This is a genomic window from Sinorhizobium kostiense, from assembly GCF_017874595.1.
In the GTDB taxonomy this organism is placed as follows: Bacteria; Pseudomonadota; Alphaproteobacteria; order Rhizobiales; family Rhizobiaceae; genus Sinorhizobium; species Sinorhizobium kostiense.
Map to the genome: position 1 here is coordinate 323637 of NZ_JAGILA010000002.1, position 11105 is coordinate 334741.

Here is an 11105-nt window from a genome sequence, read left to right on the forward strand (position 1 = left end):
GGCGGTTGGACCACATTCGCCGATCTGCTAAGGTCGCCCCATGATCTCGGCCAACGACCTCTCCCCTTCCGAACTCGCCGCCCTACTCGCCTTCCATGCGGATGCGGGGATCGAATGGCTTCTGGAGGACAGGCCTGTCGATCGGGTTGCCGAATTCGAAGCGATGAAGGCGAAACGCGCCGAAGGGCGTGCCGCGCCTCAGACCGGGCCGACAGCTGTCACCGGCGCACCGCACCGGCAGGCACACGGGGCTGTCCCGAGTGCCAGAACCGTGCAGCGTCCAGCGACCCTGCCGACGCCGCCGAGCGTCGCGATCCCCGACGAGCAGGCGATCAGCGAAGCGCGATTCGCCGCCGAGAGCGCCCGCTCGCTGGCCGAACTGCGAACGGCGGCGGAAGCCTTTACCCACTGCAATCTGAAAAACAGCGCCCGCAATCTGGTTTTCGCCGAAGGCAATGCCGATTCCGGCATCATGATCATCGGCCCGATGCCCTATGCCGATGACGACCGCGAGGGCCGGCCTTTCAGCGGCAGGCACGGCGACATGCTGGAGCGCATGCTTGCCGGCATCGGCCTTTCACGGGAGGGCGTGCTGCTCAGCAATGTCGTGCCCTGGCGCCCGCCGGGCAACCGGGTGCCGAGCGGGCGAGAGGCGGACATCTGCCGTCCCTTCATCGAACGGCAGATCGCCTTGGCCGAGCCCCGGTATTTGCTACTCCTCGGCAATTTCACCGCGCGGTTCTTCTATGCCAGCAGCGAGACAATCCACCAGATGCGGGGTGAGTGGCGCGAGGTCTCCGCCGGCGGCCATGTCGTGCCAGCGCTTGCCACATTACACCCGCAGGATCTCATGACGGCGCCGGTCAACAAGCGCTTCGCATGGCAGGATCTTCTCGCCCTGAAGGCCAGAATCGGCAACTGAAGCCGCATCCGATCAATGAACATAGAATGAAGGAAGCCATGCGATTTGCGCATGCCAGCGCGGCGTTTTAGTGCATTGCAGAACCGATGCTGCAGCGCAATATAAGGCAATGGGAGGAATGGATTAAGGAATTGAACCATGACTGCCCGCTTTCGTCCGATCCACAGCAGCTTCGAAACGCTCCGCCATGCGAGCGTGGCGCGGCGGACGCCGCTCAACAGCTTCGGCACGGCAGCCAACGAGCAGATGACGGCTATTGGTCTTGCCCGGACCACACGACCCGGCCAGATCTACGCCGACTTCATTCAACGCTGATCGATTCGAGCGCGCCTGACCGACTACAGCGCCGCGCGTCTTCCGACGCGCAAAAGTCGCACTTTGAAATGCTGCATGTCTTTGTCCTTAAATCGAGGTCGATTTGAGGAGACATGCAGTAAGCCTTCTCGCCCCTGCCCGTCGCCCACCCGCTCAGCACTCGCGCTGGCAGCCTTCACCCCTGCGGTGTCACATGCTTGCGCGCCCCCTTGCGCTCCAGGCCTAGCCGGTGCTCCCGGAAAATGATGAAAATGCCGGCACCCACCACGACGGCGGTGCCGAGGAGCATAGTTCCCGTCGGCACATCGCCGAACAGGAAATAACCGATGACGATGCCGAGCACGATCGAAGTGTATTCAAAGGGGGCGATCGTCGACATGTCGGCGTGACGGTAGCTCTCCGTCAACAGGATCTGGGCGATGCCGCCGCAGAAGCCTGCGATCACCAGGAGCAGGAAGGACGTCCACGACATCGCGCTCCAGCCGAAGGGGAGCGTTGCCAGCGAGAATAGCGAGGCCGATAGCGAGAAGTAGAGGACGATCGTGTGCGTGCGCTCCGTCTGCACGAGCTTGCGCACGAGCACCATTGCGGTCGCACCGAGTGTTGCCGACAGGAGGACCGCTATCGCGCCGAGCGCCTCGGACGAACCGAAGCCGCCTTGGTCGAGCAATGTCAATCGCGGCCAGATGATGATCATCACGCCGATTAGACCGATGACCACGGCGGACCAGCGGTAAAGCCGCACAACCTCGCCAAGAAAGAACGCCGCGAAGACCACCGCCAGGAGCGGCATGGCATAACCGATCGCTATGGCCTCCGGCAGCGGCAGATGCACGAGCCCATAGAAGCCGAAACTCATTGACAGAATACCGACGAAGCCGCGCGCGAGATGACCACTGATATTCGTCGTCCGGAAGGCGTCGCGCAGTTGCCCGCGGGCTGCGAGAAAGCCGATTATCGGAACCATGGCAAAGGCCGAACGGTAGAAGGTAATCTGGCCCGTGGCGATATCGTTGCCGGCCGCCTTGATGCAGGTCGACATGCAGACGAAAACGACGACCGACAGAATCTTGAGCAGAATCCCCCGCATCGGGCTGTGTATATCGGCGTTCATTATTAGACAGCGATCGTCCGGGGGAACCAGAGAGGACGGCGGGGCCGCGGGAAGCATGGTGCGCTTTCACTTGGACCTTAGCTGCGCCAGCCAGGATGTGGGATCAAATTTGTTGATGAAACCGATTTTTTCGTGATGACTGGCAGTGAGATAAAGGTTCAAATAGCGGGAACGAAATTATTCTGCGGGATTTAGGTCTTGTTAGTGGCGCTCCGATAAAACCTGCAGTGGATAGGGAGCGGGAGGGACATAGACGCCGTGTCTGCTGCCGGGAGTGCGGTCGCCGGCCTCAGCCGCAAAATCTCGCCCCTTGGCCTTTTCACCATCACAGGCGCCCTCTACAACATGGAACAGAAGGCGCGAGCGGGACTGACCATGCGGACAAATACTGGCCAGATCGTACATCTGGAAGATTATCGGCCGACCGACTTCGTTCTGGAGAGGGTGGATCTGACTTTCGAACTCGACCCGAGGGAGACCAAGGTCGAGGCGCGTCTGATCTTCCACCGGCGCGAAGGCGTCAGCCCCTCAGCACCGCTGGTCCTTGACGGCGATGAGTTGACCCTGACCGGCCTGCTTTTCGATCAGGAGGAAATGCCGGCAACGCTTTACGATGTTTCCGCCGACGCGCTGACGATCCGCGGCCTGCCGGAGAGCGCCCCTTTCGAGATCACCGTCACGACGCTTCTGTCGCCGGAAACCAATACCCAGTTGATGGGCCTCTACCGCACCAGCAATGTCTATTGTACGCAGTGCGAAGCCGAAGGCTTCCGTCGCATCACCTATTTTCCTGACCGCCCAGACGTGCTCGCCGTCTATACGGTCAACATCATCGCCGACAAGGCGACGGCGCCCTTGCTGCTTTCCAACGGCAACTATCTCGGCGGCGCCGACATGAGCGATGGCCGCCATTTTGCCTCGTGGTTCGATCCGCATCCGAAACCGAGCTATCTTTTCGCGCTCGTTGCCGGTGACCTTGGCGTCGCCGAGGACAAATTCATCACCGCCTCCGGCCGCGAAGTGGCGCTGAGGATCTATGTCGAGCACGGCAAGGAACCGCGCGCGACCTATGCCATGGACGCGCTTAAGCGGGCGATGAAATGGGATGAGGAGGTCTTCGGCCGCGAATACGATCTCGACATTTTCATGATCGTCGCCGTATCCGATTTCAACATGGGCGCCATGGAGAACAAGGGGCTCAACATCTTCAACGACAAATACGTGCTCGCCGACCCCGAAACGGCGACCGATGCGGATTACGCCAATATCGAGGCGATCATCGCGCATGAATATTTTCATAATTGGACCGGTAACCGCATCACCTGCCGGGACTGGTTTCAGCTGTGCCTGAAGGAAGGCCTGACCGTCTACCGCGATCACGAATTTTCCGCGGACATGCGCTCTCGCACCGTCAAGCGCATCGCCGAGGTCCGGCACTTGAAGTCCGAGCAGTTCCCAGAGGATGCCGGCCCGCTCGCCCATCCGGTGCGCCCGACACAATACCGTGAAATAAACAACTTCTACACGACGACAGTTTACGAAAAGGGCTCCGAGCTGACCCGGATGGTAGCGACCATTCTCGAGCGAGATCTCTTCAAGAAAGGCATGGACCTCTATTTCGAGCGCCATGACGGCCAGGCGGTAACGATCGAGGATTTCATCGCCTGCTTCGAGGCGGCGAGCGGGCGCGACCTCAAGCAATTCTCGCTCTGGTACCATCAGGCGGGAACGCCCCTGGTCACGGCGTCCGGCTCATACGATGCAGCCAAGCAGACCTTCACGCTCTCGCTCGAACAGTCGGTACCGCCGACGCCGGGCCAATCTGCGAAGCGGCCGATGCATATTCCGCTGCGCATGGGATTGCTGCTTGGGGACGGCAGCGAGGCGGTCGCCACGTCCGTCTCCGGAGCCGAAGTGACCAACGACGTGGTCCATCTTACCGAACGCAGGCAAACCGTCGTATTTTCCGGCATTCCGTCACGGCCGGTTCCCTCTTTCAACCGCGGCTTCGCCGCGCCGATCAATCTGCAAGTCGAACAGAGCGCCGACGATCGCGCCCTCATCGCGCGCCACGAAGCCGATCTCTTTGCGCGCTGGCAAGCGCTGAATACGATGGCGCTCGACAATTTGGTCAAGGCAACGGGGCAAGTGCGGCGCGCCGAGCCGGTCACCTGCGACGAAGCGCTCGTCGAGGGCCTCCTGACAGCTGCCGAGGACGACCGGCTCGAGCCGGCCTTCCGCTCGCAGGTCCTGTCGCTGCCGAGTGAATCCGATATCGCCCGGGAGATCGGTCGCGACAATGATCCGGACGCCATTCAGGCTGCCCGCCAAGCCGTCCTTTCCGCCCTTGCCACGTCCGGCCGGGACACCTTCACGCGGCTGGTCGGGGAAATGACACTTTCCGGGCCGTTTCGTCCCGATGCGACAAGCGCCGGCCGAAGGGCGCTGCGCAATTCGGCGCTCTCCTATCTCGTCTATGGCGATGAACGGCCGGAGAAGGCGGTGAACGCGTTTCGTGCCGCCAATAACATGACCGACCTCAGCTTTGCGCTGACACTGCTGGCGCATCGGTTTCCTTTCGCTGAGGGGACGGTGGAGGCGCTTGCCGAATTCAAGAGGCGCTTTGCGGACAACGCGCTCGTCATCGACAAGTGGTTCGCCATCCAGGCGACGATCCCCGGCGCCTCGACCCTCGATCGGGTGAAGGCACTGATGTCGGATCCGCACTTCAACGCTGGCAATCCAAATCGCGTGCGGTCGCTCGTTGGGACTTTCGCATTCTCCAACCCCACTGGTTTCAACCGCGCAGACGGTGAAGGCTATCGCTTCCTCGCAAAGCAGATCCTCGATATCGACCCGCGAAACCCACAGCTTGCGGCCCGAATCCTGACGTCGATGCGCTCGTGGCGATCGCTCGAGCGGATGCGGGCCGATCAGGCGCGCTACGCGCTCGAGGAAATCGCGGCGGCACCAAACCTTTCCGCCGATGTTAGCGACATTGTCGAGCGCATGCTCCAGGACGAAGGAGCCGCCTGACCTCCGGCTGCCTCCCCTACAATTTTCAAACGATGAAATTTGGTTAATAAATCTTTACCGCCGCCTCTAGACAAGGTGAATCGCCCTGTGATTCATTGAGTCAGATTCGCGCAGGCGGTGCGCCGAATCACGGATACAAGCCTGTACCAGCCAGAATTCTGGAAGGAGGCCGAGATATCCGAGTAAGCGGATCAGCGCGTCCCTTCGGCATCAGCATGCGAGGACGCTATCGAGGACGACAGATTGGGAAAGATGGCGGACGCGCGACGGGGAAGCGCAGCCGACGGGCGGTTGCGACTCAAGTTTCCAGGCCTCGCGGGCCTGGAAGGAGAGTTCATAGAGCAGGCGAAGCTCCTTGCCGAACCGGCCGCGCGGAAGCTCGTTGACATCGAGCCTGTTCTCAAGCGCTCCATTCCGGTCCTCATTATCGCATTCCTTTTGATCGTCGCGATCTCGCGCGTGTCAGGCATCATGAACGAGCATGCCCGCATGGAGACGAGTTCGCGCCATGCTGTCAGCCTCGCAGCCGCGGCGGCAGCCGCGGCTTTCCAGGGCGACGGGGCGGAGCTCTTCGCAGAGGGGCGGCGGTCGGAAGCCGAGCGGCGGTTGGCCGAATATCTGCCGGCCGAGGCTCTCGACGCCGGCATGTTCCTTCTCTTGGTCCGCCGGGACGGACGCGTCTTCGCCGGCACGCCGGGCGGCGCCTCCTTCATCGGCCATGCGCTCGCAGCGATCGCCCCGGATGTGGCGCCGCTGCAATACTATGGCGTGGGTTCCGGACCGATCAAGGCGCTCATCGACGGCTCCGAACACTTCGTGGCGCTGGTGCAGGTGCCGACTTCCGCAGGCGTCGTTTTGTCAGTGATGCCTGTCGCCCAATTCGAGGCCGCCTGGCGCGACGACGTCTCGCTCAATGTCACCCTGTTTGCCGGCATTTCGGCAATCCTGCTCGTCGTGCTCTACGCCTATTATATCCAGGCAAAGCGCGCCCGCGACGCCGATGCCGAGTTCGCAGAATCGAATCTCCGCGTCGAAACCGCGCTTTCGCGCGGTCGGTGTGGCCTGTGGGATTTCGACCTTGCCAATCGACGCCTGTTCTGGTCCCGCTCGATGTACGAGATGCTCGGTATGCCCGGCAACAGCAGCGTGCTGTCCTTCGGCGACGCCGCGCGGCTCATGCACCCGGAAGATCGCGGTATTTACCGGGTCGCGCGGGCCATCGCCAGGGGCAACGAGCGCCAGATCGACCAGGTCTTCCGCATGCGCCACGCGGACGGGCATTACGTGTGGCTTCGCGCCCGCGCGCAGGTGATCCGCACGGTTGCGGGTCGGGCCCACCTCATTGGCATCGCCATGGATGTCACCGAGCAGCATCGGCTTGCGCAACGCTATGCCGAAGCGGACCAGCGCCTCGCCGATGCGATAGAGTGCACGTCCGAGGCCTTCGTGCTCTGGGACAAGCACGACCGCCTGGTCATGTGCAACACCCATTTCCAGCAGGCTTATCAACTGCCGGACCACGTTCTGGTGCCTGGCACCGAGCGGGCGGTGGTCCACGCCGCCGCGGCAAAGCCCGTTATCGAGCGGCGCGTGGCAGACCCGGACCGCGGCAGCCAATCGCAGACGACCGAGGTACAACTCGCCGACGAGCGCTGGCTGCAGATCAATGAGCGCCGGACGCGCGACGGCGGCCTCGTTTCCGTCGGCACCGACATCACGCTCTTGAAGCGCCACCAGGTGCGCCTGCGCGAGTCGGAACGGCGGCTGATGGCGACGATCGGCGATCTCTCGGCATCGCGCATCACGCTCGAACGGCAGAAGGCCGAACTCTCCGTCGCCAATTCAAACTACCAGGCTGAAAAAGAACGGGCGGAGGCTGCAAACCGCGCCAAGTCCGAATTCCTCGCCAACATGTCGCACGAGCTGCGCACGCCGCTCAATGCCATTCTCGGCTTCTCGGAAATCTTGCAGAACCAGATGTTCGGCCCTCTCGGCTCGGAGAAGTATCACGAATATTCCCGCGACATCCACGAAAGCGGCAAGCATCTGCTGAACGTCATCAACGATATACTCGACATGTCGAAGATCGAGGCGGGGCATATGCGCATCTCGCGCGAGAGGATCGATCTCGCGCCGCTCATCGAGGAGACGCTGCGCTTCACCACGATTCCGGCGCAGCAGAAGAATATCCGCGTCGTCCAGCAGGTATCTTCAGGGCTAACGATGTTCGCCGACCGGCGGGCGATGAAGCAGGTGCTGCTGAACCTTCTCTCGAACGCGGTCAAATTCACCAATGAGGGCGGGCGCATATCGCTTAGAGCCCGCAAGGTTCGGGGCGCAGTGACATTGACGATCGCCGATTCCGGCATCGGCATCCCGAAGGATGCGCTGCAAAAGATCGGCTACCCCTTCGAGCAGGTGCAGAGCCAATACGCCAAGAGCAAGGGCGGCTCGGGTCTCGGGCTTGCGATCTCCCGCTCGCTGACGCGGCTGCACGGCGGAACGATCAAGATCCACTCCGCCGAGAACGTCGGCACGATCATCTCCGTCAGGATACCCGATTGCGCCTGATCTACAGCGCCGCGCTTCGGACCCGCAAAGCTCTCTGTAGCATCGACATCGATTTAACGAGCCATGCAGAGAGGTCAGGAACCTGCAATGACCGAGTGGAAGATGCCGCGCACCCCCTTTGAAAGGCGGCGAATATCCGCCTCGAGGTGCTTCAGGTCCGGATAGTCCCCGGCCTGGCAAACGAGATCGATGAGGCCGGCCGGCGCCTCCTCTGGGTCGAACTCGCCGTCGATGCAGAGACGGACGATCTGCGATATTTCGGTAAAAAGGGTAAGCGCCTCGACCGCAGCGTCGAGGTCGTTTGCATCCATCAAGGCGGCGCCGAGCGTCTTCAGCGCCTCCATGGTATGGCTCCCGGCGGGCGATGGCGCCATGCCCCTTTTCGGCGCGATCAGTGCCAGATACTGGGTGATGAACTCGATGTCGACGAGACCGCCTGGGATAAGCTTCAAATCCCAGATGCTGTTCGGCGGTTTCTCCCTGTCGATGAGCTCCCGCATCTCCTCGACGTCTTTGCGGATTTTTCCGACATCTCGTTTCTGCGAGAGAACCTCGGCAAAGATCGCCTCCGCTTCGTCGATCAGGTTTGCATCGCCGCAGATGCAGCGGGCGCGCGTCAGTGCCAGATGCTCCCACGTCCAGGCTTCCTGGCGCTGATATTTGGCAAAGGCGGAAATGCGGGTTGCGACCGGCCCCTTGTTACCGGAGGGCCGCAGCCGCATGTCGACGTCGTAAAGGATGCCTTCGGCAGTGGGCGCGGAGAGAGCGGCGATCAATCGCTGGGTAATGCGGGTGTAATAGCGAGTCGGATCGAGCGGCTTTCCGCCGTCGGACTCTGGCATTTCGTCGTCATAGTCGTAAAGGAGAATGAGGTCGACATCGGAACCGGCCGTCAGCTCGTGGCTACCGAGCTTGCCCATGCCGACGATCGCCACGCGACCGCCGGGCAAGTGGCCATGGACCGCGCGGATTTCCTCCAGGACCGCGTCGAGCGCGGCGGCGATGATCAGATCGGCAAGGTCGGTGAACGCCCTACCTGCCTGCAGGCCGGAAATCGAACCGGTCAGCAGCCTTATGCCGATCAGGAAGCGCTGCTCGGCGGCAATGATGCGCAGGCGATCGAGCACCTCCTCGTAATCGCGGGCGCCAGCGACGAAACTGGCGATGCGCGGCGCAAGATAATCGCGCGTCGGCAGTTCCGCGAGAAGGCCCGGATCCAACATGCCATCGAAGACATGTGGCTTGGCAGCGATGATGTCAGCCAGGCGCGGCGACGAGGACATGATATTGACGATCAGCGACAGCAGCCCCGGATTGTTTCCAAGCAGCGAAAAGAGCTGGATGCCCGCAGGCAACCCTGAGATAAACTTGTCGAACCGCAGGAGCGCCTCGTCGGCGCGCCGGCTTTCACCGAAAACCCGCAGCAGCTCCGGCGTCAGCTCGGTCAGCCTTTCGCGCGCCTCCACGGACTGCGTCGCCCGGTAGCGGCCGTAGTGCCAGGTGCGAATGATTCGTGCGATGTCCGAGGGCCGCTCAAAGCCCAGCGTCTTCAGTGTCTTCAGTGTATCCGGATCGTCCTGCTGGCCGGTGAAGACGAGATTGCCGGTATCGCTCGAGAGCTTCGCCTCCTGCTCGAAAAGCTGGGCGTATCGTCGTTCGACCGTTCGAAGGACGTTCGAAAACCGCGTGGCAAAGGCCGCCGTATCGGCGAAGCCGAGCATGCAGGCGATCCGCTTCAACTCCGCTTCGGTTTCGGGCAGCAGGTGCGTCTGCTCGTCGTGGACCATCTGGATGCGGTGTTCGACCCGGCGCAGGAACCAATAGGCCTCGATCAGCTCGTCCGCTGCCGTCCGATCGATCCAGCCGGCTTCGGCGAGCGCGCGCAGCATCGCTTCCGTCCCCCGCAGCCTCAGCGCAGCCATGCGTCCACCTGCGATCAGTTGCTGCGTCTGGACGAAGAACTCGATTTCACGAATGCCGCCGCGACCGAGCTTGACATTGTGTCCCTTGACCGCGATTTCGCCATGCCCCTTATGGGCGTGAATTTGCCGCTTGATCGAGTGGATGTCGGCGATGGCCGCATAGTCGAGATATTTGCGGAAGACGAAGGGGGTCAGCTCTTTGAGGAACCGCTCGCCGGCCTCCAGGTCGCCGGCAACCGGCCGCGCCTTGATAAAGGCGGCGCGCTCCCAGTTCTGGCCCCTGCCCTCATAGTAGAGCATCGCGGCCTCGACGGAAATCGCAAGAGGCGTTGAACCGGGATCCGGGCGCAGTCTGAGGTCAGTGCGGAAGACGTAACCGTCGCCGGTTCTCTCCTGGAGCACGCGGACCAGACGACGCAGGAGCCGCGCGAAGGTCTCCGATGCCTCGTCGGGTTGAACGATGATTGCGGATTGCGGCTCATAGAAGATGACAAGGTCGATATCGGAGGAATAGTTGAGCTCCGAGGCCCCAAGTTTGCCCATTCCGAGCACGACCACCCCGGAGCCGGCGCTCGGTGCGGCTGGGTCCTTCAGCAAAAATTTGCCACTCTCCTGCGCACTCAAGAGCAGGTGATCGATCACCGCCGAGACGGCCGCATCGGCGAAATCGCTCAACCACCGGGTCGCCTCCCGTCCGTCGAACAATCCGGAAAGATCGGCGAGCGCGATGGCTAGGGCGATCTCGCGTCTCGCCCGCCGCAGCCGCGACATGATCTCCGCGTCGGTGACTGCGGCGCCCACCCTCTCCCCTTGCCACGCCGCCCGGGCAGCGTCGACCCGGCGGCGCAGAAATGACGGCAAGTCTTCTGTAAGCAGCGCCTCGAGGATGGCAGGATGACTGCCGAGGGTGTCGCGCAGGAAGGGCGAGAGCGCCAGCGCGGCGACGAGAAAATCCTTGAACGGCGCATTGGACGCCAGTAGCCGAGCAATTGCATCCCGCCCTTTAGCCGCATCCTTCAGGACCGAAAGGGCGGCCTTCGCCTCCCCCTGACTTGCCGGTCGGATCTCCACGGCTTCGATATCGGACAGCCGCCGCTCGGTCGGTTCTTCCATCGGTTTTCCCCTTCTGCATGCCTCCTAAAGTCTACCGCATGCAGTGTCTCGAAATGCTACGGCGACTTTTTGCGCGTCTGACAAGACGGCGCGGCGCCGTAGGTGCAGGTGG

The 11105-nt window shown here is 62.2% G+C and carries 6 protein-coding genes; 4 read left to right on the plus strand and 2 right to left on the minus strand.

Going from position 1 to position 11105, the window contains the following annotated elements; translation table 11 throughout:
* The first annotated feature begins 40 nt into the window (after positions 1-40).
* Positions 41-922 carry a uracil-DNA glycosylase gene (locus tag J2Z31_RS07995; RefSeq protein ID WP_209601378.1) on the plus strand — a complete coding sequence of 294 codons (882 nt, stop codon included), beginning with the start codon at positions 41-43 and terminating at the stop codon, positions 920-922.
* 138 nt (positions 923-1060) lie between these two features.
* The gene (locus J2Z31_RS08000; RefSeq protein WP_209601379.1) at positions 1061-1237 is read left to right on the plus strand and encodes a hypothetical protein; all 177 of its coding nucleotides are present in this window, start codon (positions 1061-1063) and stop codon (positions 1235-1237) included.
* 175 nt (positions 1238-1412) lie between these two features.
* On the opposite strand, the gene J2Z31_RS08005 is transcribed toward J2Z31_RS08000, so the two are convergent.
* A complete protein-coding gene (locus tag J2Z31_RS08005; protein ID WP_209601380.1) occupies positions 1413-2351 on the minus strand; it encodes a DMT family transporter in 939 nt (312 codons plus the stop codon).
* A 375-nt stretch (positions 2352-2726) separates the two neighbouring features.
* Here J2Z31_RS08005 and pepN point away from each other — a divergent pair, with 375 nt between their 5' ends.
* A complete protein-coding gene (pepN, locus tag J2Z31_RS08010) occupies positions 2727-5387 on the plus strand; it encodes an aminopeptidase N (protein ID WP_209602269.1) in 2661 nt (886 codons plus the stop codon).
* 243 nt (positions 5388-5630) lie between these two features.
* Positions 5631-7958 (plus strand): PAS domain-containing sensor histidine kinase, encoded by a 2328-nt coding sequence (locus J2Z31_RS08015; RefSeq protein ID WP_209601381.1) that lies wholly within the window; start codon positions 5631-5633, stop codon positions 7956-7958.
* Positions 7959-8032: 74 nt separating this feature from the next.
* Here J2Z31_RS08015 and J2Z31_RS08020 read toward each other — a convergent pair whose 3' ends face one another.
* Complete coding sequence (locus J2Z31_RS08020; RefSeq protein WP_209601382.1) at positions 8033-10993, minus strand: bifunctional [glutamine synthetase] adenylyltransferase/[glutamine synthetase]-adenylyl-L-tyrosine phosphorylase; 2961 nt, start codon at positions 10991-10993, stop codon at positions 8033-8035.
* Positions 10994-11105: the final 112 nt, after the last annotated feature.

What these genes read in the sequence shown, in the direction of transcription:
- J2Z31_RS08005 (WP_209601380.1), bottom strand. Translation starts at nt 2,351, where the DNA reads ATGAACGCCGATATACACAGCCCGATGCGGGGGATTCTGCTCAAGATT.
- pepN (WP_209602269.1), top strand. Translation starts at nt 2,727, where the DNA reads ATGCGGACAAATACTGGCCAGATCGTACATCTGGAAGATTATCGGCCG.
- J2Z31_RS07995 (WP_209601378.1), top strand. Translation starts at nt 41, where the DNA reads ATGATCTCGGCCAACGACCTCTCCCCTTCCGAACTCGCCGCCCTACTC.
- J2Z31_RS08020 (WP_209601382.1), bottom strand. Translation starts at nt 10,993, where the DNA reads ATGGAAGAACCGACCGAGCGGCGGCTGTCCGATATCGAAGCCGTGGAG.
- J2Z31_RS08000 (WP_209601379.1), top strand. Translation starts at nt 1,061, where the DNA reads ATGACTGCCCGCTTTCGTCCGATCCACAGCAGCTTCGAAACGCTCCGC.